Here is a 25,000-nt window from a genome sequence, read left to right on the forward strand (position 1 = left end):
GGATCACCCCCACGGCTTCGAGTACTGGTCGATCAATTCGATGCGAATGTCGCCAGTGCCCTTGATCTTGAACTGAATCGGATAGATAGTTCGCGGCGGAATCGGATCAGTGAACGTGACACCGCGCATCGCTTCCGGCCACACGGCCGGCCCGTTTTCGACTTCGAGCGTTCGAACCTGCGGATCCGTGTACAGCTTCCAGTTCTGATTGAGCGCCGGCATCTTCACCATCCGCGATGTCGTGCCGTCTTGGATTTCCCAAGTCGATCCGGGCGTGCCGAGAACGATCGGCCACAACGGCCGGTCCGTCGGATTGGTGAGCTCGAAGATTCGCTGACCTGAGACGACTTGCTCGTCTTCGCGCATCCCCGCTTGCCATGCCGGATTGCACGCGACTAACTCCATGTCATGCTCCATGAAGTTGTTCACGTCGGGCGCGATCGACCACTCCGATGGAGGGTTCTTGCTCTTGCGGATATCGAGCCAGCGGTACGGGCCGCTGCCTTTGCTCGCCGTGAAACGCCCGGCCCTCTCGGTCGACCAGCCGTCCCACCAAGCACTTTCGACTTCGTCGTGGATGTCCTCGGTTGCCCCTCGTGTACCGATGAGAAGTCCGACCTTGCGCTCGTCCTCGATCGTTTTACGGGGCGTCGAACCGATCTGCCATGCGCCCGACGACGTAACGAGTTCGGCCGGCGGCAAATACAGTCCCGATGCCTTGTCGAGAATCGCAACATTCTCCGCGGCCTCCATGAACCCGTAGAGGTGCCACGGACGGCCGAGAATATCTATGTAGCCGAAATTCTTTGCCATGCGTGGCACCTCCTACGAATCGTTGTCACCGGCGACGGGAACGGTGAGCGACAGTCCGCTGGCCACCGCCGGTTTGGGTCCGGCGCTGCCAGCGTTCGAACATCGAAAACATCTGCTCCTCGTCGAGTAGCCCGGTGAACGTGGGGGCATATGTCGTGCTCCCCCCACCGCGCTGGTTGCCGGATTCGAAGTCGTTCAGAACGTCTCCTCGGTCGAGAACCCCGACAAGACGGTTGAAGTCCTGCGTGGTCCGCGGCGATAGAACCCGCTCGGGCTCAAGGATCGCCTTGGGCATGAATCCCAAGCCCGATGCCTCGCCGCCCTGATCGAACGCACTCAACTTCTTGAGCGTCCCGAGTGGGTCATTCCAGTCCGGCGTGAACGGGAGCTGAGTCATCGCTTCCGACAAGCTGATGGTCATCGTCGGTGGAGCAACGATTTCCGTCGCGGGAGTTTCACCCAACGGCTTCGGCTTCTTGAGTGGTTCCGTCGTGCGCGCACCGGTGGGTCCGGCGTTGTCCGCGAAGAACTTGTTCGGATCCGCAAGAAGTGAATCCTGTAGTCCGAACGTCTCGAGCAACCCGTTAGCCAAGATGCCGCCGAGGTCGGAACCGATCTCTGCGAACGTCTTCAGCCGCGACTTGTCGCCGGACTTGTCCCCTTCCTCGAGCAACTTCTTCTGAGTCTCCGACAAGCGGTTACGCGCCGCATAGACGGCCATGTCGGCCTTCTCTTTGTCGATGCTCGTGGAATCAGACTCGCCGTATGCCCGGTCGCGCGCGAGTTCAGCTTCGGTGACAGCGATCTCCGCATTGCGGAGCTCCATCGCCTCATCCGTCATCTCACCCGGCAGATCCGGGGCAGGACCGTAGGACTTGGCACTACCGGCACCCTCGCGCTTTGCTTCCAGGTCGATGACCCGTTGCTCTGCGCGCTGCACCCTGAGGTCAGCCTGTTGCCGGTCGGCATCAGACTTCTTCTCGTTCGCGTAGACCTTGTCTCGGGCCTCTTTTGCCTGCTGAATCGAGACACGAGCCGATTCAAGCGCCAGATCGTCCTTTTCCGTCCATGTAGATTCGCCGCTCGAATACTGATTGGCTGATGTGCCCGATCCCGGCGAGTATCCCCCGGCGATCTTGTCGAGCGGCAGGTGGAACTTGTACGGGAACTGTCCGTCATTCGCTCCAACGGCAGGCGCACCAATTCGTGAATCACCATGTGAACCACCGGATTCGACAGGCTGGCCGTCGAGAGTCGCGGCCATATGCTCTTCCGAGACGCCCACGTTGAACGGCGAGGCCGAGTTCAGCCCCTTCGCGAGACCTGCTGTCGCGCCGCCGATCAGGCTGTAGGTCGTGTAAATACGACTGGTGGCCTTGCCGAATCCCATGAGGATCTGCTGCAGCCATCCGACGAATCCGGAACAGTCGAACCCGTCCGGGCCGACGCCTCCCCACTTGTACTTGACCCCAGTGACACCTCGGGCTGCGTCGACAGCCTCACCAACCGCGCCACCGGCCGCAAATTTGCCGACCTTGCCCTGCGCGAGCGCGGCCCGGAAACGGTACGCACCAGCTTGGCCACCAAGTCGGTCAACATCAGCTGTGGTGAGAACATGCTCACCAGGCATCGCCAGAATGGGCACAGAATCCTTGCCCGGAATGCCGCCGGTGATTGGGCCGCCCTCTGCCCTACCTGCGGGAACCCCGTACATCCCCTCCAGGCTTGTCGGCATTGCGGGACCAACGGGCTGGGTGTAGACGTTCTGCATGATGTCTACGGACTTGCCGGTGTTATTTTTGATGAAGTTGTCGATCGCGGCCTGAGCTTCAGCCGCGCCTGTTAGCGATATGTGGGTGGGAAGCTCTTTCGGGAACAGTCGATACTGATTCGCCAGAGCGGTCGCCTGCTCAAGCGTGTCCCCCGCCTCCATGCGTTGACGGATGAACTCGTCACGCACCCTCTGCCCGGCGGCCTCTACTGCGGCAGCCGTATCGAACGAGTTCAGCTTCTGCTCCTGAGCAGACTGAGCAGCAGACGCGCCCGCCATATCGAACGCAGTAGCAACCGACTGCATTTGGCTGTGCAGGCCAGCGCCCGCTGCAGTCGTCAGATCGAGTTCACCCGACGCCGTGCGCGCAGAACCACCCGCGGATGCAGCCGCCTGAGCAAACTGACTCAAAGCCAGCGTGACCTTCGCCTGAGATTCCTCGGCAGTCATGAGGTCGCCACGCCAAGTAGACATGGCACTTGTCAGGCCATCGATTCCAGCGGAGGCACCGACCGCACCGGAAGCAATGTCCTTCAGTGCGTCATTGACCTTGCTGGCAGATGTCTGAGATGCAACGAACTCCTCGCGCATCTTCGTGTATTTCGCAGTCAGCTCCGCGCCAGCCTTACCCGACTGGTCGATCCGGAACTTCAACCGCTCCCACTCGGCCTGGGAACCTGTGATCCCCTTGTTTACGTCGGCAGTTTCAACGCCGAGAGCTGCATACGCCTCCTGTGCTTCCTTTGCGGCAGAAGCGACTTCCCTGACCGAGTTGACTTCGCCGATGCCTTCGAGCGTCAGGTGGCCGACAATATTGTCCCAGGCACTCGGCATACTCTTGGCGGCCGAGTCCAGATCTCCTTGTATGGAATCGATCTGGCTCTTCACAGCAGCCTTCACGCCACCGTCGACGTTGCCACCCGACGATGCGAAAGCCTCGTCCAGGCTCGCGCGGTACTCCCTGAAAGAATCCGCCGATCGAGAAGCGGAGGTTCGTATGGAGTCGAGCGCTGCCTCGGTCTTGTTGCTCGATGAGTTGACCGCCCATAGTGCTGCCCCGGCTGCCACCGCAGCCGCTACGAACGGGCCGCCGATCATCGCTGATGCCGCAGAAACCCCGGACTTCAAGCCCGACATTGCCGCGCCGCCCAGTGCCCCGACACGCGCACCGGCCATGGCTGTCGACGCTGCGGTTTGCCGCAATCCGCCGACAAACACGCCAGACGATGCCGCTGCCGCACGCTGAGCAGCTGCATAAGCAGCGAGCGAGGACGTGGCGGAGACCGTGGCTGCATTGCTGACACTTGTCGCTGCAGCCCGGATTCGCTGAGCTGCAGCACCGCGGAGCGTGGTCGCCGTCGCGGCGGTATCCACACCCGTATGCCGGCCAAGCGCAGCGGTATGCGCCACTAGTGCCGCAGTGAGTTGGCGCTGAACCAACATCTGCGCTGGCATCATGATTGCGTTGGCGACACGCGAAAGATGGAAGGCGGTCTGAGCTGTCTGCGAGATCGCAAACGCTGCTGCGAGGCCTGCCAGGGCTGCGGTTGCAAGACCGGTGTGATCGGCGAAGTACCCCATCACCGAGCCGAGAGCTTTGATTCCCGTGACCGCGACCGTCGCCGTATCGCCGCCCAAACTCACGAGCGCGGTTGCACCACCGGCGGCAGCGGAGCCGATCGACTTCAACGCCTCGGTGAGAGTGTTGGCGCCGGACTCGACCTTGCCCATCGAGTTCGCGGCCTCGCCGCCGGTACCCTTGACGGTCTCGAGGAAGGTTGTGAACTTCTCGCCCGAAGGGGACTTGACGACATCCCAGAGTGCCTGTGCGCCTTCGCGAATCTTGAACAGGATGTCGACAGTCTTCGAGTCCTCTTCGAGGCCGAAGGTCATCTTGGACCCTGCGAACTCGCCCTTCGACAGGATGGACCAGACGCCCTTGATGCCGTCTACTACCTCGCGGGCCTTGACGCCGAAGCGTTCCATCTTAGTCGCCGGGCCCTCGATGGAGTCTCCCGACGACATGAATGCGCGACCCATGTCAGTCAGTCCTGCGGCAGCCTTCTCGGCGCCGGCCTTTAGGTGGGGTGTCACCTTGTCGGTGAACTCCATGACCTTTCCGAGGCCTGCCTTCATCATCGGCAGGAACGGCTCGATCACTGCAGCACCGGCGCGGCCGAGCGCGGCCTTCATGTTCGCGAACGAACCGCGAAGGGTTTTGCCGGATTCGAGCGCGGCGCCGCCGATGTTCTCCTGGATGACCTTGTTGAAGGTCTCCGCGTCGACCTTGCCTTCCTTGACCATCTTGGACAGCTCTTCGGCGGTGACGCCGTACTCGTCCTGGAGCCACTGGAAGATCGGGATGCCGCGGTCGGCAAGCTGATTCAGGTTGTCGGTGTACGCCTTGCCAGAGGTCTGGACCTTGTTGAAGATCGAGCCCATTTCCTCGAGTGAGGATCCGGCAATGGTTGCTGCGTCACCGGTGAGGGTGAGGTACTTCGTCAGTTCTTCGCCGGGCTTGATCCCTGCGGCGACTGCCGACGCTGCGATGCCGGCAGCATCGCCCAGGCCGAAGGCGGTCCCCTTCACGGAGGCCAAAGCGGAATCCATGATGGTGGTGACACCTTCGGCCGTGTGGCCGAGTCCGGCGAGTTTGCCCTTGGCATCGTCGATCGCGACGACTCGGGCCATGCCTTGGGTCAGTGCCGTACCGATGACGCCGGCGGCTGCAGCTCCTGCGGTGGCGGCACCGAACTTCAGTGTGGTGCCGATGCCACCGGCGATCTTGCTGCCCATCCCCTGGCCGGCCCGGTCGGCGTTGGCCTGGGCACCGGTGAGCGCCTTGTCGATACCAGGGATGACTTTGGAGGTCTCCGGGACGATCGACAGGTATCCAACGCCGAGTTCGGTTGCCACGGAGCACCTCCACTATTGAGTTGTCACATGGCCTCTGCCGCCTTCTGTGCGGCGAACTGGGCCTGACGTTTCTTGATTTCTGCGCGTGCATCGATGACGACGCCGGACTTCTTGGGCAGCTCGGGCCTACTTGCCGGATCGGAGACCAGGAGCTTGAAGAGCGCGTTCGTGCCGCGCGCGCCATCGGCGGCGAGAATGGCGATCATGTTCTCCGGCGTCCGGTAGATAGCGTCCGGATCCAGGTAGCGCGAGTACGCCGACGACGCAGGTAAGTTCTCGATGATGCACGCCAGGTCCCACCAGGAGAGGGTGTCGCCCAAGTCTTCGAGCGACCGCCCTCTGTCCAGTAGGTCGGCCTGTATGGCCCCCTCAGCTTTCCTGTCTTCTAGGATTCTGAGGAGGCTTCCGATTCCCCCTCGGAGATCGGCACCTCCCCCGACCAGACCTGCCAGATCTCGTGCTGCTCCCCCATCGATAGTCCGTCGACGAGCGGCTTCAATTCGGGCTGCACGAGTCCGACCGTGAAGATCATCAGCTCGAGCGCCGTGACTTCATCGTCCTTGGACTTCTTGCGATCAGCGTTCTCCTTTTCGAGCCACTTCTTGGACTCGAGGACAACAGCTTTCGGCCGGTAGTGCCACTTCGGCACGTTCAGAGTGTGAAGAATCGGTTCGGCGTTTTCGTCGGCCGGATCGACGGTCTCGAATTCGATCTTGAGCTTGGACTTTTCAGCGTGTGCGGAGGTAATGCGATGGGTTGCCATGTTGCACCAGGCCTTTCGTTGTGTTTCTTTATGGGAGATATGCGACCGGGCCTTTGAGGCCACCCGGCAAGGGCGGCCCGGTGCAGTGGGGTGTCAATCAACCCCTGCCGGGTGGGTTCAGCGCCGTTACGGCGCGATGGCAGCGATCTGCCGTGCAATCTCGTCGTGAATCAACTTGGGACTCACCAGACGCGACGTTGTGACTGTTCCTGCCTGCAATTCGGCAGCTGTCGCCAGCGCTGGCAAGGTGAGAATGGTCGGCTTGCCGGAAAGGTCGCTGTACGCGCCAGAGAATGGCGCAGGCAGCTCGTCGATCGAATCGTGGGCACCCTTCACGCCCTCTTCGATGTGACGGAGTCGCGAAGCGGACAGTGGGGTGGACGGATCGTTGTCGGTCCAGGTCTGTTCGGCGTACGTCATCAGTTACCTCCTGGGAGTAGCGCCGTGCTCGGCAAGGTGGCTGGGCCCGGCACGGCGACTAAGGGGTCAGGACTCCGTCGTCGCGGTACTCGACCACGTTTCCGCCCTTGAGCTCGACCGAAGTGGGCGCGTAGGTCTTGATAGTCAGCGTGCGGCTCGTGACGTTGTTGTGAACGTCCTTCACTTCACCGACCGTGACAACCTGGCCGTTCTCGACGACGTAGCGCTTCGTCTTCTTCCCGGAGATCGCCTCGACGACAAAGGAACTGATCGGCAGTGGATCGGCAGTGTGGTAGATCGTCTTCTGCACACCATGCAGCGCGGTCGCAGGAGTCGTGATGACATTGGCATCACCGAACGAGGTCTTGAGCACCGCCACGAGATCGTCCTCGAGCAGTGTGATGGTGATCGTCTCGTCATAGTTGGTCTGGACGTTGATGAACGTCTTGCCACCGAACATCTTGATGTCGGTGTTGTCGCGAGTCTGAGCGACAGTCAGGCCGTCCTCACCCACGGCACCGTGATCGAGAAACAGCGGATCGAGCGCGGACAGTGCATCGGTGGGAAGTTCGGTTCCCACCGGAGCGCGGAAGAACACGCCTCCATCGATGGGAGGAGTGCCGACGAACGCGTTGTTGACATTGACAGTCATGATTTGCCCCTCTCAGGCATCGTTGCACCGGGCCAGAGGGTCGAGCGAAATCTGTTACAGCAAGCCGATGGTCAGCTCGCCGGTGAATTGGAAACGGGCCGACGACGTGCCGGGATCGGGAAAATTGACGGGAAGTGAGGTCGCTTTGGATCCGTGAATGAACGCCCCGGCGAACCGCTGCCCTCGGCACTGTTTCAGGAGCCGACGCACCTTGTTCACCAACTGCTCGGCAGCCAATTCACTAGGGTCCCAACACTCGATCAGAAACCGCGCCGAATCAGTGGCGAAGGTTTCACTTCCACCGGCGATGCGAGAGACGCGGATCCGGCGAGCGCTCGGGTTTTCGGTATCTCGCGGCGCCTTCGTTCCAACGTGCGTGGTGTCGCCCTCGGCGGCCAGTCCGGCTTTGAGTGCTGCGACCATGACCGCCTGTGACGGAGGGGCTTCGCCCCAGTTGTCGGCCATCATCCGCTCCCGAATCGTCGGACCATCGTGTTGTTCGTGGCGTTGTCCATGCGAGCCGCCCACGTCTTCGGGTAGACGCTTGCGCGCCAGCGCTTCTGACCTTGCCTGGACGACCAGCCGTATCCGGCGCCGAACGATCCGGCGATGCGCGCCGCGGTTGATTCGACCAATGGTCGCGCGAGCACGCTGCGGATGTGAAAGAAGGCTTGTTCATTCGGTTCGAACTTCACCGTCCACCTCCACGAACTCGGCGAAGGCCCACACATCGCGGTTGTACGCCTTGATCAGGACCTGCATTTGACGATCGGTATAGACGAGGAGGACGCCCTCTTCGACACCGAACGCATCGGTGTCGTGCGAGTCGACACCATCGGCGTGTGTGACCAGTAGTCGTTTGGCCATCAACCCTCGATTCTTCGTAGATTGACCGACACGAGACCGGGGCTCCAGATGCCGTTGTCGTTCGGATCCTCGGGCCAGCCAATCACTTCGAAGCGTTTCCCATTGACGATCACGCGGTCAGCAGGCTTGGCGCCCATGGACTGTGGCGCATACAGCTTCAAGTCGACGACAACGCGATCGTGGCCGGCCAAGGCCGGCTCATCCGATCGCGGCGGCTCCCAGCCGAATACGCGAACCGTGACCGGCAAGGCGTAGCTGGCGATTTCGTTGCCCAACTCGTCTTCGCCAGCTGCGACGTACGCGGCATGCTCCACAGAACGAGTCAGAGAGAATGTCACTGGGGATCATCCCCGAAGTACCACCGCGGCGAAGCGCCTCCCGGAAGGTCGAACAGAGCACGCTGATCCTTGGTGAATACGAGCGTCGCCGAGGGGTTCAGCAAGGTAGCCGATTCCTGAAAACTTCCGGCAGCCAGCGAGTACGACGACTTCCCTCGGTGCTGCCCGGGAATCAGCGCATCGATCACCATGTCGATTGACACTTGCTTGGCGATCTCCAGCAGGTCGTCGCCCGCTTGTGCTCCACTGAAGTCGACATGCTTTCGCAGCATGCGCTCGGCCATGTCCAACAGAGCGGTCGCCCGCGCCCGTTGGATCGAATCGAGGGGGCCCCATTGCGCCGCAAGCTCATCAGGTGTTGCGAATGCCATGAAGCCCCCTCATCTCACTGTGCGTCGAGCGCGTTGACTGCGGCGACGAGCTCGTCCTTGCTCATGTCCTCGACACCGTCGATACCGCGCCAGGCTGCGTACTCGACCCATTCAGGCTTCGGCGCCGCATTCTTCGGGCGCTCGAGCTTGACATCGGCAGCCGGTGGAGTGTCCGAGGTTGTCGCGCCAGGCTCCGCCGGAGTGGCAGGCTGCTCTGCAGGCACTTCCGCTTTGGTCGACGGATCAGGCTGATCAGCGAGATCCGAGAGTGTCAGATCTGCGCCGAACGCCTCGACCTGCTCACCGCGCTCGATCTCCGAATCGGGCAGATCGACAACGTCACCGAAGTAGGCGAACCGGCGCTTACCTTCGTGGTTGAGGTACTCCCATACCGCAACTCGTATCGTCTTCTCGGTCATGTCAGCCCGCCAATCCGGTGACCTTCTTGATGGAGTACGGGTTCGTAACTCCGAAGATCGGCTGGACGTAAGACTGGACCCAGTTCTTGCGCGTCTTCTCTTCTCGCCACGTCTCGGTCGTCAGACCTTCCTCGTAATCGAGGAAGCCGACCTGGCCGCGCGCGACGGCGTAAGCGGTTCCGGCGGTCACGCGATTGGAATCGAAGATCTCGATCCCGGATGCCCGGAGGATGGCTTCGTAGTCCTCGCCGTAAGCGATGACCAGGTTCGCCTTCTCCTGCGGGTTCACGATCCAGAGGTCGTAGACCACGCCGAGTTCCTCGCGGTCGGCGGCAAGCTGGACCTTGGCGAAGTCAGCGCCGGGACGCTCCGCGTTGGGGGTCGGTGCGTTGCCCGAGAGAGTGACGTTCGACCAGTCGTGGCCAGGGACCACGCCCGCGCCGTTGAGACCGGCGATGGCGGACTCGAGAGTTGCGACTGCGCGCGCGTTGACCTTCCGCACAACCGTGTTGGCGAGCTGAGTCACCTGATTGTCGAAGTACACGACATCGTTTCGATTCTTCGCCTGGTCGGTGATGAAGAACTTGCCACCCCAGTCTTCGGCCGATGCGGTCTTGGGGTCCTGGCGCTCGCCGCCGACGACCGGGTACTCGTTGCCGGCCGCACGCTGCTCGATGTCACGAGCGGTGTAGAGCTCGTTCGCCACGACCTGGTCGTAGATCACGGCTCCGGACGCGACAGAGACACCCGAGGACGAGAAAATCTTGTCCACGATGAACTTCTGAAGCGTGATGTCAGCGAGCCGCTTGGTGATGCGCTGCGGCTGCTTCAGGGCGGTGTCGACGGTGAGGACGCCGCCGACGAGGGTGGGCGCACCGAGCGGGTACGCCACGGGAGAGGGAGAAGGCATGATGCGTCCCCTTTCAGTAGAGGCTGATCTCAGCGTCGGCACCCGACGCTGCAGCGGTGACGGCGTAGCCCACGGCTACACCCGATGTCTTGGTGACTGCGACGCCGGCGGCGCCGACCTCCACCTCGGCGAAGGCGGCGATGGGTCCGGAGGCGGTCACGAAGGTGACGCGGTCCTTGCCTCGCTTGATTCCCACGAGATCGCCTGCCGCGGTGTCGCGGTCCGAGACGCCGCAGGTGCGACCGGCCGCCGTTGCGTGACCGACCGAGATGTTCCCGCCGTCACGATTGCCGACGATGGCGAGGAATCGCTTTCCGGTGACTGCAGTCTTGGCGCGGCCGGAGATATCAGCTCCGGGTTCATACACGCCGATGTTTTCGTTCGCCATGATCAGGCCTCCTTCGGGGTAGATGCACCGAACCAGCCGAGTTCGGCGGTCTCGGTCGAGGCGGCAACGCTGTGGCCAACCTCGGACACCGGGATCAGTCCCGGCGCGAGCGCTGCGAGTGATGCAGCTACGCCTTCGGGATCGGCTTCGAGAGCCTTGAGCCAGTGATCCTTTCGAGCGGTCGGGATCTTGCCGGCGTGGATGGCTTCGGAAACCAACTTCTCGCGGTCGGCGTTCTCCTGGCGATCGAGCGCCTTGGCGCCTCGCTCGGCCATTGCCCGGGTCTCCTCGTATCCACTGGCCTCGACCAGCACGAGTCCGTTCGCCTTGGCGACCTCGCTCAGCTTCGAGATCGACGCTGCGACTGGAGTGTTGGATTCCGACTCGTCCTCGGACTTGTCGGGGGCCGTCGCCTTGTCGAGCAGCGCGTCGAAGAGCGTCTGCTCGGTTGCGGTGTCCGGGAGGTCGAGGGCCTCGCGGAGTTCCTTGATCTGCTCATCCGTGAATGCCACAGTCGAGCCTCCTTCTGTATCGGATGTGTTCGTGCCCGAGGTTGCGGCCACGGTCTTCTCTGGCACGCCGGCCCGAGAGGATTCCTTGTCGGCCCAGTGGGCCAGGGGTTCGCGGAGCCCGGAGGAAGCGGCGACGTACTCGCGCTTCACTTCCTGTGGCTCGCCCCACGTAATCTCGTCGCCTTCAACGACAAACGGCACCCGATGCAGGGTGCCGTCCTCGTCGTTGATTGCCACCACTTCGGGTGGGTCCACGAAGATGTCTTCGATCCACCACCAACTGTTTGCCGCGGGCCCGTTGTAGAACGAGCTCTGTAGCTCCGCCACAGTCACTGACGCAGCGACCACAACAGCGGAAGCGTGCGGTGATCCGTCATTGGATACTGGCATCGTGAATGACTCCTTTCCGCTGGAAGTAGCCGCCACGCCGTACAGCTTGGCGACGTCGATGATGCTCCCGAGCGTCCCGACGCCGGGCGATGTGACGCCCAGTAGCGCAACCGCTTCGAGAACGAATGGATGAGTTCTGCCGGTTTGGTCGGTGACGTTGTACCGGCCTTCGATCGAGCGATCCGGGTAGGCGGACGCCATGATGTCGCCGAGCCAACCAGGAAGGCCGCAGTAGTCCCCGACGAGCGTGGTCCCGTTGTCCTCGACGCGCAGATTGTCGATGTAGCCGATCGTCGGCTCACCGTCGAACCTCGGATCGGTATGGCCGAGCTTGAGAGTGGGGCGTCGGATGGCTGGCGAACTCAGTGCAGCGACTGCGGCGTAGAGATCTTCCGACGTTGGATTCCATGTGCCCGTCGAGATTTCCCAGGATCCGGCTTTGATCAGCTCGACGTTGGGGATAGTCACGAGAATTGGGCGGTCGGGCGTCACCAGATCGGTCATGTCGTCGACTCCTCAGCAGCCTTGGAGTTCGTCGGCAAGCCCAAGTTCTGCCGGACTGCGATCTTCAGCGCCTCGTCAGCCTCGAGAAGTCCGTTCTGCACCAGCAGCGCCAGAGATGCTGCGGTTGCGTCCTGACGAGAGCCGATCTCGTCGAACACAATTCGCGGCGCCGCTTCGGATTCACCGAAGTTGATGTCGACCAGATCTTCGATGATGTGGGCATTCGCCGTGTTGGCGATGGACTCTGCGACCGTCTGCACAGACTGGACGAACATGTCTTCCTGGACGGACGCGAGAGCGAAACTGCCACCCTTGTCGAGGTTGAGGAAGTGGGCGAGCGCGGCCAGCGCAATCTGCTTGTCGTGATACTCGATCGCCTGCCCCATGTCCGGCAGGTTTCCGTTCACGCCGAGCAGCTCCATCGTCTGGCCTTCTGCGAGACCTACACCCGCGTGCATACTTCCGCGGAAGCTCGACGCCAACTCCTGCATCTTGTCGACCTCGCCCTGATCGTTCGACGATGCAGTGCCAACCGGGACGCCCATGCCGTTGCGCTTGGCTGTGGCAGCTTGGATGCGCATGAATTCGTCTTTGAGAATCCAATGCTTGTAGGCCGGACGCAGCAATGAGGTACCGATCCATTCGCCCGGCTCCGGGTCGCGCACGTATGCGACAAGTCGCGAGACGTCGATGACAAAACCGTCCGGCAACATCGATGCCACAGTCAGAGGTCCTACCGGCGGGCTCTGCCTGATCGATTCGAGACCGCCATCGAGCGCGACATTGATCTTCGAGATCGTCTTCTGCGGACGCGGCGCGAGCTTGTGCAACCAGGTCACGTCATTCTCGTCGACGCGGTAGACCTGCTCGAAGAAACTGTGACCGTAAGGAAGCATGAGGAGCACTGTTTGCAGATGCTCCTGCCACGAGAACCTTCCACGCGATCGGGCCTTCGAATCCGGCTCGGTTCCCACGATCGGCAGTCCGAGGTTCTGGGCGATGAACTCGACCACCTTGGGATCTGCGCCATTCGGATCGATCCGCCAAGCAGTCCGACGAATCAGCAAGCCGATCGCCTGAAGGACCGATGCGACTCGGCCGTCTTCCTTCATCATTCGCGAGTAGACGTGCACCGAGTCGGGCCACTGCAGTTCTGGGACCTTCTCGTCGTCGTCCCACTGATGCCAGTCGTTGCCCTTGCCGTTGACGTAACCGACTTCAGCCGTAGAGGGCATCGCTCGCTTGGTTTCGACCATCGTTCCCCCTTAGAAAGCAGCTGATAGAGCGTCGAATTCGTCGACTGAACGACTTGCTGACGGTGGCTTGAACGCGGGGCTGGCGGGCGGCGTCGATGCTCGGCTGCCGAATGTCAGCAATGCCCATCGCGCCAGGCCCGCGGCGACCATCGGGGCGACGATCGTGTCGCCGCGCTTGTCGAGAGCCCAATCGCCCTGCGGCAAGAAGCGTTTGACGGCACCCTCGACAGCGTCGTTGAGGACCGGCTGATCGCTGTGACTGAGAACCTTCGACTCGGCGTCGTCGTACAGGCCGCCGCACATCTGCACCGCTTGATTGCCGGTCGTCTTGATCAGTTCGATGCCCGCGGTAAGCAAGAGCGGCTCGAGCACCTTCGACGGCGAGTTCGCATCAGTGGCCAGCGCGCATGGATCCCAAGCTGTGACGATGTCGACCAGGTAGTCGACGACTTCTGCTTGGGCTGCCGATTGGAAGTAGCCGATTTCCACATGAATTCGCCCCTCGACAGTGCGCTGAGCGGCGGCGATCACCCACCACTTGCGGTCGAGTGTTCGGTCCATGCCGAGAGCGATCGGCCCGGTGAGTTCTGGACGTTCGTCGACGAGGCCGGTCCACATCAGTTCTGGAATCACAGACCACGTCGTCACCTCCTCCTCGGCCGGCCAGTCGCCGCGCCCGAGCGCTTCGACGTCGAAACTCTTTCGGCCCTTCGGCGTCGAGAATCCGCGCATCAACTTGCGGATCATCGGCGCCTTCTGAATCACGCCGTACGACGGGTTCGCATACTGCCAAGTCGCCTCTTCGTCACGCGGCATCTCATCCGGCGCCATGAACTCGGCGAAGTAGAGAGCCTCTTCCTTGGCGAGTCCACGCTTCCGAATCGCTGCGAGCACAGACCCGTTCGGATGCTGCTCCGCATTCACCGCCGACGACGCGTAGATCGTCTGGGCATTCTTCGAAGCCATCTGCGTAAACGACAGTGCCGCGATCTCACCTTCAGTGAGGTTGTACGCCTCGTCGTAGATCACGAGGTCGACCTCATCGAATCCGCGGCCCGAGTCGTTCGATCGGGTACAAAAGACGATCTTCGCGCCGCTGTCGAGCTCGATGTAGCCCTTGCCTTGCGAGCAGGTGTTCTTGACTACCCGACTTTTCAACGACGGGCGCGATTTGATGATCGCCCACAACCGCTTGTACGCATCTTCGGCGGTCGGCCACAGCTGTGACGTGTAGATAATCCGCTCCCCGAGCTTGAACAGTCCATAGAGCGCACGCAGAACCAAAATCAGCGACTTGCCGTTCTGGCGCGGCACGATGATGCAGCAGTCGGGATGCGTCCACAGCCCATCTGGAGCCATCGAGAGGATTGCGTGCATCGCATCGCGCTGCCAGGGCATCTGAGTCTTGCGAACTCGGCTCGCAAGAAGGATCGCGCCGTCGCCTCGTTCGGTCGAGCCTTCGAAAACCGAGAGATTGTGCGGGATCTGGCGGCCGGTCAGTGTCGGAAAGTCGTCAAATACCGGCGAGATCGTCATCGTTATCTGGCTCCGATTCGACATCCTTGTGCCGGCGAATCTCCGTGAGCATCTGCCGGAGCACTGCAGCGAGTTGGCGCGCTTCCTGCAAGCCGGAGTCGATCTTGATCTCCAGAACGTCGCCGTCTCCGCGAGTCGGTGCCAGGTGGAACCACAGATCCTCGTCGCCGGAATTGAGGCGATGGAGGAGATCGAGGCGATCCTTGATCCGCGAGGCTTCGAGAATCATGGCCGTGAGCCAGTACGGATCGGAGTCGTCGTGAAGAGAGTCGTACAACCGGAGGCCGGCGCGGCACAGGGTGTCGGTTTCCTCGAATTGAACATCGATCTCGTCGATTCCGTCCACGCAGCTCACCCCCTATTGCACGCAGCGTTTCAGAGCCCTGTAAAAAAACGTCCTGACTACCACATGGCCAGTCAGGCACCCCCCTCCCTCGATAATTTCGGGGCGGGGGTCATGGCCAGGGCATTACGCGGACACCTAGGGCCGCCTGGTCGGCTTGAACCTGCTCCAGGGGCTTTCCTGTCACCGCGGGTCGCAGATCATCTTTGGAGCCGTCTCCGCGCTGTTTGTTACACAGTCCGTGGAGCAGCCGGTCGGCCTTGGTCCCACCGTGTGCCCTCGCGTGGGAGTGGTCTGCGGCGAGACCCTGGGCGAGGTACATCGGCTCCCCACACCACCAACATGGGGTTCCTTCTACGTGAGCCCTCAGTAACTTTTCGCGCTGCTTCTGGTGTTCCCAACCAAGTCCTCGTTGGGTCGTGGTCTTAGTGCTTGCCATGGTCTTGCAGTTGGCGGATCTGCAATTCCAGCGAATCTCGCCCATCTTTCAGGACTTTGAGCTGCGCCTTGTTGTGATGTGGGTCTGCGAGCATCCGACTGAGATACACCTCAGTGTCGTAGAGCCGGTCTTCAAGGGTTGGCGACATCACTCACCTCCGATCACGGCCTGACCGATCGATACCCAACAGTCAATGCAACAGATCGGCTAGTGGCATGCAGCTGGTATGCCCATGTCGTTGCGCTCAACCTTGACCGTCTTCGTGTCCAGGTTGAGCATCTCGCTCGCGAAATGACTACGACTCAAGGCCCGATGAGCGCGCCTGAACTGTTCGATCGTGATGATCGTTCCAAGTCCGGGATGTGCTCGATACCAGGTCGCTTCGTCGTCAATGTCATCGCCAACGGATGCGCCGAGCCGTAGCGACGGCACGCCCTCCGGCATGTCGCCTAGGCCGGCGTAGAGTACCGGGCCCCGGTTGCGGACCACCGGGATGCTGCCTCGACCCAGGGTGTAGTCATCGCAGATCATTCGATCGCACTCGTACATAGGAAGACTCCGTGATGCATACGACAGGAAGCGAATGGAGCCGCCGATCGCAGTAGCAATGCCGCATTCATATGTCGCCGTTCGGACTTGGGTTAGCATCCGTGGATATTTCGACTTGATCGAGCTTGCAACCTTGCGACAAGCATCGATCGCAAGCATGTGGCCGTTGGTTACGTACAGCACTTCCTTGCCGCAGAGCGCTTCTCGTTCGGCGACATCGAGGGCAATGGCTGTCTTGCCAGACTGCCGGGCCGCCGAGATTGCGAAGTCTTCACCCTTGTCGATTTGCGCGATCGAGTCGGACTGCCAAGGCAGCCATATAGTTTCCATCATTGCGCACTCCTTAGGTTGGACGCCAAGACGTTGAATCGCTTCTCGCTCATCACGACCTCCACATCCGCCACGTGTTGACGATCGCCCACCTGATCAGCGCGAGGCTAGGCATCGTCGTCGTCATCAAGTTTGCGAAGCGTGTGCATGAGTCCATGCATTGCGACCGCACCAATTGCTATCCAAGTAGCTATCCAGCTTGGGTCACCCATTCAGATCACCCACTGTTCGATCAGCGCCCACACAATTCGGATCGCTTCGATCAGGTCGAGGATCATCATGTTCACCTCTCAGCAGTTGCAGTCGACGTCGGCGACGCAGTCTGGGCAATCCGCGCTCGACTCAGGTCGGTTCTCGTACTCGTCCAACCACTTCTGAGTTACACGCTTCTCGGCCATGCGTGCGGATCCGTTGCGGCGCCGGTGTCCTCGGGTGTGAGGTCGACAGCAAGCCCAGCCTGACTTCGTGACACCAAGCAGGACGGCCATGTCGCCTCCTGAAGTTGAGCCCCGCCCAACGCTGCCCAATTTTGGGGACAACGGCAGACGGGGGTTGCTGCACCATCCTCAAAAGGGAGCGCCGTCGTCTCAGGACCGGCGCGGTGTGCAGCAAGTTGATTCCACTCAGGCAGAGGCTCGGCTTTAGGTTCGCCATAGTGAACCGCTTGGATTCCGTGATCCCGGCATCTGATGGCGGCCGGGCGGTGACTGGACCTGGATGGAAGATTGGTCGACACCCAGGGATTCGAACCCTGATCGCTGGGCACCATCCCAGTGAGTGCGCTCCGTGGTGAACAGGCGCTACCTACGTGCCGAGTCTGTGGCGTTGATTCCTGGAGCACCCACCGGTGATGTTTCGGCTAGTGCATCGACAGATCCAGACGCGCCCCTGGACGACAAAAGCGCGAGGTGGACTTTCATCCACTACTCGCGCCAACGCGCCTAGCGTAACACGGGAGGTGCGGTTAAGGGATCGCCCACTCCGCCTGGTAGTCAGGATGATCGGAGTACGCCGAGGCGAGATGTCGAATCACGGCCGCAAGCGCGGCAACCTGACCTATCAACATCTCGATTGCCGGATACGTGGTACTCGACTTGACGTGCTCGAACTGCGAGCGAGCCGCTTCCTCCTGCGCCAGAATTGCCCGCTTGGCGGCTACATCACGAAGGGTACGGGCTGGGTCGAAACGGGCGATGTGCGTTGCTTGCGAGTCGTCAGGCGCCGAGCCATCCCCGTACACAACCATCCGCCGTTCGCTGTCGATCACGCTATTGACCCCATCGCGGCACCACAGGCCCTCGTCGCGGACCGAGCCGGACGAGTCCCACCCTGCCGCATCCCGAGCGACGTCCTCGTCCTCATCCAACCGTGCCTCGAGAAACTCGACGATCGTCACGCCGCCACCCTCCTTGCTCGAACCGGCACATCCATGTGTTTGTCCAGCACTTCACCCATCAAGAACACTTCCGCTCTCGACAGCACTCCACACCACTTGGCCACGATATGCCCGCCCTTCCGAAGCGCATCAACCCGATTGGCCGTCAGCCCGCGGTACTCCGGATACTGACGCGCCAACAGTTCGGCAACCTGGACGATGCCGGCGCGGTGCAGCATCCGGGCCCGTACGCGCTCGAGCACTTCATCCTTCTCGTGAACAGGCACCGGATCCTCGGCCGGAATATCGACCGTCGCCCAGCATCGGTCCATCACCGTGCTGATTTCGACATATGCCGTGTCGGCGCCTTCAGTCATCGCGAGCGAGATGATGTTTCGCCGCAGCCACCGCGCCAATCCGAGAACCGATTCCTGATATCCATACGGCAAGCGGTTCTCGCTCTCGCGGAGTGGGCCCACGAAGTCGAAGTCGTGGGTGAACCCGGTCGGCATGTACGAGATCCTGCGGGAGTCGCACACGTGCCGAGCCCAACCTGCCAGCTCGTTGAACAGTAGGTCGATCGCATTACTTGCGCCGAGGTTGAACGGCAAGGGCTGCTCATCGGTGCCCGATGCGATTTTCATGCCGCCCTTGCCGATCCGATCCTGTCGGTACGTCGTGACTGCGAGATCCTCCGCGAGTGAAGGGATTTTCTTCAGCAGATCCAGTAGAGCTTTCTGATCAACTCTCGGTAGGTAGAAGTGATCCGCTTCGGTCGTCCCAACGCTCATGGTCACACCTTCCCAACGGTCCGCAACTCTGGACCGATTCTATCACATATCACACTCAGTTACATTGCGCCACAACCTATTTCACTTGACCCTCCTTGTCGGCCCGTACGCGGTCCTTCGTGTTTTCGCCGGATCTCGAACCCACATCGGCGGTGTCGCATTTGGTTTCGGGACTGGGCTTACCTTCGTCGGCTGCGACTTCCTCGGCGACATCGCATTCAGCACCGCCTGCACGCACTCCTCCAGTGGAATCCCACTCGACTCCGACAACTCACTCGCGAAGGCGTGCGCGTGCTCGTATGCCTCGGCCTGCAGCCATTCCGGCGGTTTACCGCCAGGCCACTCCGCTGCCCCATTCGGGCGTTCGATCGTGAACGAGACCGAGAACTCCTTCGGCACGACGGTCATCTCAAATTGATCGACACCCTCCGACGTGGAGGTGAATCGCGGTACTCCGACCATCTCGTACGGCCGCCCGTCGATGTAGAGAACTCCTGATGGCGCGCAGTGCACGCCGGCGCCCATATCCGTCCACGCGCTCATCCCTTACACAACCTTTCGGTCTCAAATTCCTCGGTGACAGTTGTGGTCGTTGTTCGCACTCGGCGGACCCCGATTGGCGGGGCGACCTGCTGCACTCTCGATTTCTTGCTGAGCGCTTCGATCTCGGCGATGGCTTCCGCGATGTCGCTCATTGCTTGCATGTGCGAGGCGATTGCCTCTTCTCGCGTTGCCCCGCGGGCGTAGTCTTTGCCGTTTTCGTCGACTGTGTACCAGGTGACATGTTCATCTGTGCGAACCTCCGCCCGGCTCATCCCGCATCCCCCGGAGTGAAGAGGATGGTCGCGGGGAGGGCGAGCCCACTCCATTGGAATGATCGGTGAATGCCGAATACCACACCCTCGGTTCGGTCGAGTTTCGCTGCGATAGTGCCGGCAGCGGAGTGCACCACCGAACCAACTGGCAGCGCATCCAACTCGGCCGCGCTGTTCACCGTGCGAGGCTTCGACCAACCAAGATCGTCAATTAGGTGATCGGCGAGATAGTCGGCCATTTTGTCGAAAGGCCCTGTGAGTGCCTGCATATCGACTTCTTCGAACTCGCCTAGGAAGGACTTGCCGAAGCCGCTTATCGACCCGGCGAGCCCTTCCCGCCCACCTCTCCTCGCGGGTGTGGCCTGTGATCGGATCCCACTCACAACGACTCCTCAGAAGGCTTGGCAACTGTACTTGCGCGGCACCTTTCGTAAGGCGCGTGCATGGCTCCCGGTTCCATGTCATATCGACCGCCAGGGAGTGTGTGCACCCATCGAGGTCCGAGTGCGTAGTTGATGCGCACGATCGTGCATCCGCAGTTCTTGCATGCCTCGCTCATGATTCCCCTTCCAAAGCTGCGTCGATGTCGCGAGCAGTTTGATGGTCGGATGTGTAGAACGTCGAGGAACTTTCGCGCCGTCTAGCGGCAAGTTCTTTCACCCTGACGACCACTGCTTCGAGTTCCGTGATCCGCCCGTTGGTGTGCTGCTCCACCACCAACGCCACATGCGCGGCGTAGGCACGGTTCCGATCACCTGAACCGTTGGTGTGCATGATCTTGTCGCCCAACGCCGCTGCGATGAGGTCGGTCAGGTCGGCCAGATTGTCAGCCACAGTTCCCTCCATGCCCCTTCGGTTGTCCACATTTGCGATAGCTGTGTCCGTCTAGCCAGTGCCCGCACGGTGGGCATATCTTGCGTGCCGTGGCTTCGAGGTGAGCGGCTATCACCCTGAGGTCCGACGCTTGCCTATTCAGGTCTTCCGCCATCTCGAGCGGTGTCAGGTCGGTCAACCCCGGATCAGGCGCGGTCACGCCGACACCTCCCAGTCAGTGACGACTTTGCGGACCACAAGCGTCGGAAGGTCAGGACGAAGATTCGTTGTGCAGATCGCGAATCGACGCGCTTCGGCCTCGCTCGGGAATGCTTCGACCGTTCCGGCAGGGAATCGCACACCCCACTCGGTCTTGTTCTCACTGACCTCGGGCGCTCGGTGCCATGCGCAGTGCGGTGCGGGTTCGTCGACGGGCTTTCCGCAACGGCACCTGTGGATTCCGTCATGACCGGGCAGGTTGTCGCACGATCCGACACCGCAATAGACCGGCTTGTTGGCGGACGGGCTGCTTGTGAGGTTCTTCTCGGCGCTCATGCTGCCTCCACCCATGAGAGGCAACGAAGGCAGAACGATTTCGGCGCACCCTGTATCAGGATCCCGTCAGTGGGGTGGTTGTTGAATCGGTGGCCGAACAGTCGGCAGATGAGTTTCTTCACTTCGGTGTCTCCAGTGCTTGTCGGGTGGGGCATGGCATGGGGTGCGCGCAGGTGCGGCAATAGGTTTGGAGGGATGGCGGTGGCCACGGACTGTGCAGTGCTTGGACTCGCTCGACAGCCGCAACCAGGGCGGGCACCGCAGCACCTCCCGCATCAACACCCAGCCGGTACGCCCACCGGACTGTGTCGTTCCCATACTCGGGATAGCCGGCATCGGGTTCGAAGTACATGCCGCCGTCACCAACCAGGTCGGCATCAATCTCAGCGTCCGTCAGCGCTTTCGTGTGCTCAACATCCACCCCAGTCACGCCGCCACCCCCACAAGCTGAGCCATCAACTGACGTCCGATGAGCTCGGTGAATTTTGGGGGGATGCATTCAGTGATCTCCTGATGAGTTTCCATCCACGGAACCTCCATTGCCTCACGCCACTCGTCGAGCGTCCCCTTGCCTCCCCCCTTGCCGTAGGGGGCGACATATGGTCCGTCGTAATAGGTCCCATGCCTCCACCCTCTAACCCGGCCGCGATGCTTCCGATGCGCCGGTTGTGTGACCTCGAAACCAGTGACCTCGAAGTAGCGGTGCCGGATCACGCCGAGCTCGAACATTTCCCCGCACAGGGTGAGGTCGCGTCGGAGGTCGGAGCCTTGGACGTTTTCGATGATCGTCGGCACCGCGAGTTCCGCGAACGCCGCACGTGTGGCAGGGATCAGGTTGATGTGGTTGCCGGCAGTTGCTTTCTGGTTGCCTTTGATGAGGGTGCATGATGCCTGGCATGGCGGGGAGCCGTGTACGGCGTCGTACTCGTGTCCGTGCGCGGCGAGGTATTCGAGTGCGTCACCTTGGATGAATGTGTCTCCGGCGTAGTTGGGTTGGGGGTCGATGTCGACGCCTGTGACGTGGAAGCCGGCGTTTTGGTATCCGCGGGCAGCGCCACCAGCGCAGGAGAAAAGGTCGAGGATGTTGTAGCTCATGCTCACCCCTCCTTGGCCGCAACGAACGGGGCGAGGCATGAAGGCTGGGTGAGTGCGCCACAACGCCATTCGTCTGCATCGATTCGTGTCCAGATCCAGTGCCCGCGATCCTTGATGCATGTGACACTCGCAGGAATCTCCGCAAGCGTCTGCCACGGTCCGGTTTCGGTAGGGGCAGGGACAACCGGCGAGGAGGCGGCTTCACGGTCGAACAGATCCAGCGCAGCGGCATAGTCTCGCTGCCACTTGCTGCCAGGCTTCGCGATGTCGAACCACCGCTGCACCATCTCTCGGGTATCGCAACTGAGTGCGACAATTCGGCCACCGTTGATGCGGATGATGCCTTCGCTGTCGCGCTCCGCTTTCGTCGCCTCCTCGGCGGATTCGGCAGGGGTGGGCTTGGACCACGCACCCTCGAACGGATAGTGGAACCCCAGCGCCTTCCGTGTTTCCTCATCGGCCTCGAACCGTCGCGGATCCTGCGTTACAGCAGTCCTCGCTTTCGTTTCCTCCTCGGCGAGTTCGGCAGGGGCGGGAACATTCAACGTCGAGTTGGTAGTTGCCTCGGCGGGTTCGGTAGGGGCGGGATCGTCCTCGCTCTCGATCCACGCTCCGTCAGCGGTCGCACGTTCGATGACAGCACCGCACGTCCTGCATGTCGACACGGTCCACACCCCAACCTTGGTGTAGCTAGTGGAAGACACGTGAACGTGTTCGGCAGGTTCTACTGCCCTAAACTTGACGCGGAGACGGTGAGCTGACGCAGCTGCATCTTTGCCTGTCTTGCGGAAGCTCGCGATTGCATTGAGCACAATCCGCACGTCTTCCACCTGGTCGGCGGTGAGTGCCATACCGCCGGCAGGGATGAGACGGCCGGCGGACTGGAGTTCGGCCAGAACCATGCCGATGAACTCTGCCCACCACTCGGGAAGTTTTCCCTCGACGTTTCCGCCGGTTTTCACTTGGATCGCCTTGGCGATCTGGGCGACTAGCTCGTTGTCGATCATTTCGAACCGCCCAGGGTGGCGCTGATCGTGATCGAGTAGCCGTCACGCTGGCCGTCGTGGCTCACGATCTTCACCTTGGTGTCGCGCGGCCAGTCGGCTGTCGCTTCGACGAACTGCTGCAGTTCAGCGAGCGTGATGTGGCTGTATTTCGTGATTTCAGCCTTGGTTTGAATGAGGGGGTTGGTGGCGCTCATTTCGTGCTCCATTCGATTTCGAGCCAGAGGGCGGGCGGTTGGCCTTTGACGGCCGGGTGGATGACGGGCATCGCTTTGGTCATGAGGTCTGGTGTGTCGTCGGCGGTGAGTCCGTGGTCGACGAGTCCGTCGCAGCAGGCTTTGAGGACGGGGACGAGGTTGTCGGCGTCTCGTTTGCGGTTTGCCTTCGGTCGGTAGCAGAGCGTGACGGTTGCGTGCGCTAGGCCAGTCGGGACGCTGGCGGCTTTTGCGAGTCGTGCGGTACTCGTCCTAACCCCTGCCGTGATTCGAGCCTTGACGGCCCAATGCTGGCGATCGTTCATCGACAGTGGCGGCTTCGAGTACGGCAGATCGATGCGGGCGATCACGGTTGAGCCTTCGCCGCCCGGTACTTCTGGATGCCCCAGGCGATCGCGTGGCAGGCCATCAGGTAGTGGAAGTCCCACTCGCGAAGATCCCACTCCCACGTGTCCGAGAACTCCCACCTTTCGGACGAGCCCACGTCGGTGAAACTCCATCGAGCGAGTGCGTCGCGGGTCAGGGACTCGTCGCCGAGGGTGAACTCGTCGAGCACCTCTTCGCGCAGTGATCGCCAGGCGGGGCCGGCCGGGTCGGACATCCAGTGGCGCTGTTCGAGGAACGCTTCGACGATCTGAGCCTTGGCCTTGTCGGACTCGTAGACGCGGGTCTGGACACTGCGGTTGGTGATCTTCTCTGCCCAGTACTGCGGGTTGATTCGTCCGCGGTCCATCGCAAAGAATCCGAACATGTCATGCTCGCGGGAGAACGTGAACGATTCGAGGTCGCCGCCGATGAACAGGTGCCCCGGCCAGGTGACGAGATCCCAGTGCATCATCGAGGTTCCGGGCTGAGCGAACCGAACGTGTCGGTACACGCCGTCATCGTGAAGGATCGTCATCTCATGCTCGGCGGTATCGCGATCGAACCATTCCTTGGGCGTCATGGCACGTGTCATGCGGCACCGCCGAGAACGCAAACCCCTGTGGATAACTCAGATGCCGGCAAGCGAAGCGCCGGCGAATCCACCACACCCCGAGCAAATTTCGGTCGTTTCTCGCACGCGTCTCTTACGTAAGAAGAAGAGATTTCTCTTGAGTATTTATCTACGTAAGTCCGTACGTTCGTACGTAGGGTAGTGCCAATGTCAAATCGGAATGGCAAATCGAGTTTTGCCATCGTTTTGCCATCGCTTTTGCCATATGGCAAAAGTGCCTTCAGTTTCCCCATTTTGCTTCCGCTCCCTTCTTGCCTGCTGCGCTTCGTGTGTCGTGTAATGCCTGCTGAGCGAACCCAACGACGTTCCGGTTGCCGTAGTTCTTGATCCGAAATCCACCACCGGGAACCACTTCCCAAAGCCCACAAATGACGAGCAGTTTCGCTTCGCCTGGCGTGCAGTGAATGAACGGAAGGGCCGCTTTTTTGATGAGCCCATCTGTGCCGTTTCCGGCCGAGTAGAGGTAGGAACAGACGTAAACGAACGCTGCGCCCTTGCCTTTCGGGCTCTCGCTCAGGAGGTCGAGGATCTTGTCGTGCGTCGGAAGGTTGGTGTCCGACCGCGCCCATGGGAGTCCCACTAGCTGCCTTTCGTGGCCGCATGCTTGTTGCTGTGGGCGCCGAAGTCTCGGCCTCCCGCGATAGCCCACCGCTCGTCCGTTTTGATGGCCCACGCGAGGCACTCCTCGCGGACAGGGCATTCGAAGCAGATCGCACGGGCGGGGAAGCTCGCTTCGCGACGCGCCTTCTTGTTGTGGACCTGGTTCGGGAACCACAGCTCAGGATCGTGATCGCGACACTTGGCACGTGCGCGCCAATCGATGTCGTCACTCATGTGAATAGCTCCTGTGCAT

General features: G+C 61.3%; 35 protein-coding genes. 1 reads left to right on the forward strand and 34 read right to left on the reverse strand.

The window, feature by feature from the left end:
* Positions 1–3: 3 nt before the first annotated feature.
* The 27 genes from AC1Q61_RS07540 to AC1Q61_RS07670 form a co-directional block, all read right to left on the reverse strand.
* Positions 4–813 (reverse strand): hypothetical protein, encoded by an 810-nt coding sequence (locus tag AC1Q61_RS07540; protein WP_492651429.1) that lies wholly within the window; start codon positions 811–813, stop codon positions 4–6.
* A 25-nt stretch (positions 814–838) separates the two neighbouring features.
* Positions 839–5,500 carry a tape measure protein gene (locus AC1Q61_RS07545; RefSeq protein ID WP_492651428.1) on the reverse strand — a complete coding sequence of 1,554 codons (4,662 nt, stop codon included), beginning with the start codon at positions 5,498–5,500 and terminating at the stop codon, positions 839–841.
* A 23-nt stretch (positions 5,501–5,523) separates the two neighbouring features.
* Positions 5,524–5,820: a hypothetical protein gene (locus tag AC1Q61_RS07550; RefSeq protein ID WP_219466118.1), complete on the reverse strand. Its 297-nt coding sequence runs from the start codon at positions 5,818–5,820 to the stop codon at positions 5,524–5,526.
* Between the two features lie 65 nt (positions 5,821–5,885).
* Positions 5,886–6,263 (reverse strand): hypothetical protein, encoded by a 378-nt coding sequence (locus AC1Q61_RS07555; protein WP_350491290.1) that lies wholly within the window; start codon positions 6,261–6,263, stop codon positions 5,886–5,888.
* Positions 6,264–6,389: 126 nt separating this feature from the next.
* A complete protein-coding gene (locus tag AC1Q61_RS07560) occupies positions 6,390–6,683 on the reverse strand; it encodes a hypothetical protein (protein ID WP_492651427.1) in 294 nt (97 codons plus the stop codon).
* 58 nt (positions 6,684–6,741) lie between these two features.
* Entirely contained in the window at positions 6,742–7,335 is a 594-nt protein-coding gene (locus tag AC1Q61_RS07565) for a hypothetical protein (protein ID WP_219466110.1), read from the reverse strand.
* Positions 7,336–7,389: 54 nt separating this feature from the next.
* Entirely contained in the window at positions 7,390–7,800 is a 411-nt protein-coding gene (locus AC1Q61_RS07570) for a hypothetical protein (protein ID WP_477684657.1), read from the reverse strand.
* Positions 7,800–8,030: a hypothetical protein gene (locus tag AC1Q61_RS07575; RefSeq protein WP_143538653.1), complete on the reverse strand. Its 231-nt coding sequence runs from the start codon at positions 8,028–8,030 to the stop codon at positions 7,800–7,802. Before AC1Q61_RS07575 ends, AC1Q61_RS07570 begins: the two co-directional genes overlap by 1 nt.
* Positions 8,011–8,202, reverse strand: coding sequence for a hypothetical protein (locus AC1Q61_RS07580; RefSeq protein ID WP_256082701.1), 192 nt, complete (start codon positions 8,200–8,202; stop codon positions 8,011–8,013). The genes AC1Q61_RS07575 and AC1Q61_RS07580 overlap by 20 nt, the downstream gene beginning before the upstream one ends.
* On the reverse strand, positions 8,202–8,540 hold the full coding sequence (locus AC1Q61_RS07585; protein WP_492651426.1) for a hypothetical protein: 339 nt from the start codon (positions 8,538–8,540) through the stop codon (positions 8,202–8,204). The genes AC1Q61_RS07580 and AC1Q61_RS07585 overlap by 1 nt, the downstream gene beginning before the upstream one ends.
* The gene (locus tag AC1Q61_RS07590; RefSeq protein WP_095971163.1) at positions 8,537–8,911 is read right to left on the reverse strand and encodes a hypothetical protein; all 375 of its coding nucleotides are present in this window, start codon (positions 8,909–8,911) and stop codon (positions 8,537–8,539) included. Before AC1Q61_RS07590 ends, AC1Q61_RS07585 begins: the two co-directional genes overlap by 4 nt.
* 14 nt (positions 8,912–8,925) lie before the next feature.
* Complete coding sequence (locus AC1Q61_RS07595; protein ID WP_387482565.1) at positions 8,926–9,330, reverse strand: hypothetical protein; 405 nt, start codon at positions 9,328–9,330, stop codon at positions 8,926–8,928.
* 1 nt (position 9,331) lies between these two features.
* Positions 9,332–10,240, reverse strand: a complete 909-nt coding sequence (locus tag AC1Q61_RS07600) for a major capsid protein (protein WP_492651425.1) — start codon at positions 10,238–10,240, stop codon at positions 9,332–9,334.
* 13 nt (positions 10,241–10,253) lie between these two features.
* Positions 10,254–10,628: a capsid cement protein gene (locus AC1Q61_RS07605; RefSeq protein WP_256082706.1), complete on the reverse strand. Its 375-nt coding sequence runs from the start codon at positions 10,626–10,628 to the stop codon at positions 10,254–10,256.
* 2 nt (positions 10,629–10,630) lie between these two features.
* Positions 10,631–12,034: a hypothetical protein gene (locus tag AC1Q61_RS07610; protein ID WP_492651424.1), complete on the reverse strand. Its 1,404-nt coding sequence runs from the start codon at positions 12,032–12,034 to the stop codon at positions 10,631–10,633.
* Positions 12,031–13,290, reverse strand: a complete 1,260-nt coding sequence (locus AC1Q61_RS07615) for a phage portal protein family protein (RefSeq protein WP_492651423.1) — start codon at positions 13,288–13,290, stop codon at positions 12,031–12,033. The genes AC1Q61_RS07610 and AC1Q61_RS07615 overlap by 4 nt, the downstream gene beginning before the upstream one ends.
* Positions 13,291–13,299: 9 nt before the next feature.
* Positions 13,300–14,826: a terminase large subunit domain-containing protein gene (locus AC1Q61_RS07620; protein WP_492651422.1), complete on the reverse strand. Its 1,527-nt coding sequence runs from the start codon at positions 14,824–14,826 to the stop codon at positions 13,300–13,302.
* The gene (locus AC1Q61_RS07625; RefSeq protein WP_256082712.1) at positions 14,804–15,172 is read right to left on the reverse strand and encodes a hypothetical protein; all 369 of its coding nucleotides are present in this window, start codon (positions 15,170–15,172) and stop codon (positions 14,804–14,806) included. The genes AC1Q61_RS07620 and AC1Q61_RS07625 overlap by 23 nt, the downstream gene beginning before the upstream one ends.
* Positions 15,173–15,594: 422 nt before the next feature.
* Positions 15,595–15,756 carry a hypothetical protein gene (locus tag AC1Q61_RS07630; protein ID WP_219466080.1) on the reverse strand — a complete coding sequence of 54 codons (162 nt, stop codon included), beginning with the start codon at positions 15,754–15,756 and terminating at the stop codon, positions 15,595–15,597.
* Between the two features lie 59 nt (positions 15,757–15,815).
* Complete coding sequence (locus AC1Q61_RS07635; RefSeq protein WP_492651421.1) at positions 15,816–16,490, reverse strand: hypothetical protein; 675 nt, start codon at positions 16,488–16,490, stop codon at positions 15,816–15,818.
* A 961-nt stretch (positions 16,491–17,451) separates the two neighbouring features.
* Positions 17,452–17,883 (reverse strand): DUF6221 family protein, encoded by a 432-nt coding sequence (locus AC1Q61_RS07640; protein WP_492651420.1) that lies wholly within the window; start codon positions 17,881–17,883, stop codon positions 17,452–17,454.
* Positions 17,880–18,653 carry a hypothetical protein gene (locus AC1Q61_RS07645; RefSeq protein ID WP_492651419.1) on the reverse strand — a complete coding sequence of 258 codons (774 nt, stop codon included), beginning with the start codon at positions 18,651–18,653 and terminating at the stop codon, positions 17,880–17,882. The genes AC1Q61_RS07640 and AC1Q61_RS07645 overlap by 4 nt, the downstream gene beginning before the upstream one ends.
* Positions 18,654–18,734: 81 nt before the next feature.
* Positions 18,735–19,196, reverse strand: a complete 462-nt coding sequence (locus AC1Q61_RS07650) for a hypothetical protein (protein ID WP_492651418.1) — start codon at positions 19,194–19,196, stop codon at positions 18,735–18,737.
* Positions 19,193–19,468: a hypothetical protein gene (locus AC1Q61_RS07655; protein WP_492651417.1), complete on the reverse strand. Its 276-nt coding sequence runs from the start codon at positions 19,466–19,468 to the stop codon at positions 19,193–19,195. The genes AC1Q61_RS07650 and AC1Q61_RS07655 overlap by 4 nt, the downstream gene beginning before the upstream one ends.
* Complete coding sequence (locus AC1Q61_RS07660; protein WP_492651416.1) at positions 19,465–19,737, reverse strand: hypothetical protein; 273 nt, start codon at positions 19,735–19,737, stop codon at positions 19,465–19,467. The genes AC1Q61_RS07655 and AC1Q61_RS07660 overlap by 4 nt, the downstream gene beginning before the upstream one ends.
* Positions 19,738–20,023: 286 nt before the next feature.
* Positions 20,024–20,302: a hypothetical protein gene (locus tag AC1Q61_RS07665; protein WP_492654882.1), complete on the reverse strand. Its 279-nt coding sequence runs from the start codon at positions 20,300–20,302 to the stop codon at positions 20,024–20,026.
* 195 nt (positions 20,303–20,497) lie between these two features.
* Positions 20,498–20,836, reverse strand: coding sequence for a hypothetical protein (locus AC1Q61_RS07670; RefSeq protein ID WP_492650847.1), 339 nt, complete (start codon positions 20,834–20,836; stop codon positions 20,498–20,500).
* Between the two features lie 223 nt (positions 20,837–21,059).
* Here AC1Q61_RS07670 and AC1Q61_RS07675 point away from each other — a divergent pair, with 223 nt between their 5' ends.
* A complete protein-coding gene (locus AC1Q61_RS07675) occupies positions 21,060–21,287 on the forward strand; it encodes a hypothetical protein (RefSeq protein WP_492650848.1) in 228 nt (75 codons plus the stop codon).
* On the opposite strand, the gene AC1Q61_RS07680 is transcribed toward AC1Q61_RS07675, so the two are convergent.
* From AC1Q61_RS07680 to AC1Q61_RS07710, 7 genes are all read right to left on the reverse strand, one after another.
* Positions 21,263–21,931, reverse strand: a complete 669-nt coding sequence (locus AC1Q61_RS07680; RefSeq protein WP_492650849.1) for a DNA cytosine methyltransferase — start codon at positions 21,929–21,931, stop codon at positions 21,263–21,265. The two genes, AC1Q61_RS07675 and AC1Q61_RS07680, sit on opposite strands and share 25 nt — an antisense overlap.
* 2 nt (positions 21,932–21,933) lie before the next feature.
* Positions 21,934–22,938 carry a hypothetical protein gene (locus AC1Q61_RS07685; protein WP_492650850.1) on the reverse strand — a complete coding sequence of 335 codons (1,005 nt, stop codon included), beginning with the start codon at positions 22,936–22,938 and terminating at the stop codon, positions 21,934–21,936.
* Positions 22,935–23,132 carry a hypothetical protein gene (locus AC1Q61_RS07690; RefSeq protein WP_492650851.1) on the reverse strand — a complete coding sequence of 66 codons (198 nt, stop codon included), beginning with the start codon at positions 23,130–23,132 and terminating at the stop codon, positions 22,935–22,937. The genes AC1Q61_RS07685 and AC1Q61_RS07690 overlap by 4 nt, the downstream gene beginning before the upstream one ends.
* A complete protein-coding gene (locus AC1Q61_RS07695) occupies positions 23,129–23,500 on the reverse strand; it encodes a RusA family crossover junction endodeoxyribonuclease (protein WP_492650852.1) in 372 nt (123 codons plus the stop codon). Before AC1Q61_RS07695 ends, AC1Q61_RS07690 begins: the two co-directional genes overlap by 4 nt.
* The gene (locus tag AC1Q61_RS07700) at positions 23,497–24,108 is read right to left on the reverse strand and encodes a hypothetical protein (protein ID WP_492650853.1); all 612 of its coding nucleotides are present in this window, start codon (positions 24,106–24,108) and stop codon (positions 23,497–23,499) included. The genes AC1Q61_RS07695 and AC1Q61_RS07700 overlap by 4 nt, the downstream gene beginning before the upstream one ends.
* Positions 24,109–24,367: 259 nt before the next feature.
* Positions 24,368–24,727 (reverse strand): hypothetical protein, encoded by a 360-nt coding sequence (locus AC1Q61_RS07705; RefSeq protein ID WP_317826254.1) that lies wholly within the window; start codon positions 24,725–24,727, stop codon positions 24,368–24,370.
* On the reverse strand, positions 24,727–24,981 hold the full coding sequence (locus tag AC1Q61_RS07710) for a WhiB family transcriptional regulator (RefSeq protein WP_095971184.1): 255 nt from the start codon (positions 24,979–24,981) through the stop codon (positions 24,727–24,729). The genes AC1Q61_RS07705 and AC1Q61_RS07710 overlap by 1 nt, the downstream gene beginning before the upstream one ends.
* Between the last annotated feature and the right edge of the window lie 19 nt (positions 24,982–25,000).

Source organism: Rhodococcus sp. MPR-R1B, from assembly GCF_058793255.1.

Excerpts from the sequence above, each read along its gene's own strand:
- AC1Q61_RS07645 (WP_492651419.1), bottom strand. The coding sequence starts at position 18,653 with ATGAGCGTTGGGACGACCGAAGCGGATCACTTCTACCTACCGAGAGTT.
- AC1Q61_RS07635 (WP_492651421.1), bottom strand. The coding sequence starts at position 16,490 with ATGATGGAAACTATATGGCTGCCTTGGCAGTCCGACTCGATCGCGCAA.
- AC1Q61_RS07600 (WP_492651425.1), bottom strand. The coding sequence starts at position 10,240 with ATGCCTTCTCCCTCTCCCGTGGCGTACCCGCTCGGTGCGCCCACCCTC.
- AC1Q61_RS07570 (WP_477684657.1), bottom strand. The coding sequence starts at position 7,800 with ATGGCCGACAACTGGGGCGAAGCCCCTCCGTCACAGGCGGTCATGGTC.
- AC1Q61_RS07580 (WP_256082701.1), bottom strand. The coding sequence starts at position 8,202 with ATGGCCAAACGACTACTGGTCACACACGCCGATGGTGTCGACTCGCAC.
- AC1Q61_RS07650 (WP_492651418.1), bottom strand. The coding sequence starts at position 19,196 with ATGAGCGCGTGGACGGATATGGGCGCCGGCGTGCACTGCGCGCCATCA.
- AC1Q61_RS07700 (WP_492650853.1), bottom strand. The coding sequence starts at position 24,108 with ATGACACGTGCCATGACGCCCAAGGAATGGTTCGATCGCGATACCGCC.
- AC1Q61_RS07620 (WP_492651422.1), bottom strand. The coding sequence starts at position 14,826 with ATGACGATCTCGCCGGTATTTGACGACTTTCCGACACTGACCGGCCGC.
- AC1Q61_RS07655 (WP_492651417.1), bottom strand. The coding sequence starts at position 19,468 with ATGAGCCGGGCGGAGGTTCGCACAGATGAACATGTCACCTGGTACACA.
- AC1Q61_RS07680 (WP_492650849.1), bottom strand. The coding sequence starts at position 21,931 with ATGAGCTACAACATCCTCGACCTTTTCTCCTGCGCTGGTGGCGCTGCC.
- AC1Q61_RS07540 (WP_492651429.1), bottom strand. The coding sequence starts at position 813 with ATGGCAAAGAATTTCGGCTACATAGATATTCTCGGCCGTCCGTGGCAC.
- AC1Q61_RS07685 (WP_492650850.1), bottom strand. The coding sequence starts at position 22,938 with ATGATCGACAACGAGCTAGTCGCCCAGATCGCCAAGGCGATCCAAGTG.
- AC1Q61_RS07630 (WP_219466080.1), bottom strand. The coding sequence starts at position 15,756 with ATGTCGCCAACCCTTGAAGACCGGCTCTACGACACTGAGGTGTATCTC.
- AC1Q61_RS07610 (WP_492651424.1), bottom strand. The coding sequence starts at position 12,034 with ATGACCGATCTGGTGACGCCCGACCGCCCAATTCTCGTGACTATCCCC.
- AC1Q61_RS07690 (WP_492650851.1), bottom strand. The coding sequence starts at position 23,132 with ATGAGCGCCACCAACCCCCTCATTCAAACCAAGGCTGAAATCACGAAA.
- AC1Q61_RS07615 (WP_492651423.1), bottom strand. The coding sequence starts at position 13,290 with ATGGTCGAAACCAAGCGAGCGATGCCCTCTACGGCTGAAGTCGGTTAC.
- AC1Q61_RS07590 (WP_095971163.1), bottom strand. The coding sequence starts at position 8,911 with ATGGCATTCGCAACACCTGATGAGCTTGCGGCGCAATGGGGCCCCCTC.
- AC1Q61_RS07555 (WP_350491290.1), bottom strand. The coding sequence starts at position 6,263 with ATGGCAACCCATCGCATTACCTCCGCACACGCTGAAAAGTCCAAGCTC.
- AC1Q61_RS07560 (WP_492651427.1), bottom strand. The coding sequence starts at position 6,683 with ATGACGTACGCCGAACAGACCTGGACCGACAACGATCCGTCCACCCCA.
- AC1Q61_RS07710 (WP_095971184.1), bottom strand. The coding sequence starts at position 24,981 with ATGAGTGACGACATCGATTGGCGCGCACGTGCCAAGTGTCGCGATCAC.
- AC1Q61_RS07595 (WP_387482565.1), bottom strand. The coding sequence starts at position 9,330 with ATGACCGAGAAGACGATACGAGTTGCGGTATGGGAGTACCTCAACCAC.
- AC1Q61_RS07565 (WP_219466110.1), bottom strand. The coding sequence starts at position 7,335 with ATGACTGTCAATGTCAACAACGCGTTCGTCGGCACTCCTCCCATCGAT.
- AC1Q61_RS07660 (WP_492651416.1), bottom strand. The coding sequence starts at position 19,737 with ATGCAGGCACTCACAGGGCCTTTCGACAAAATGGCCGACTATCTCGCC.
- AC1Q61_RS07605 (WP_256082706.1), bottom strand. The coding sequence starts at position 10,628 with ATGGCGAACGAAAACATCGGCGTGTATGAACCCGGAGCTGATATCTCC.
- AC1Q61_RS07670 (WP_492650847.1), bottom strand. The coding sequence starts at position 20,836 with ATGAGCGCCGAGAAGAACCTCACAAGCAGCCCGTCCGCCAACAAGCCG.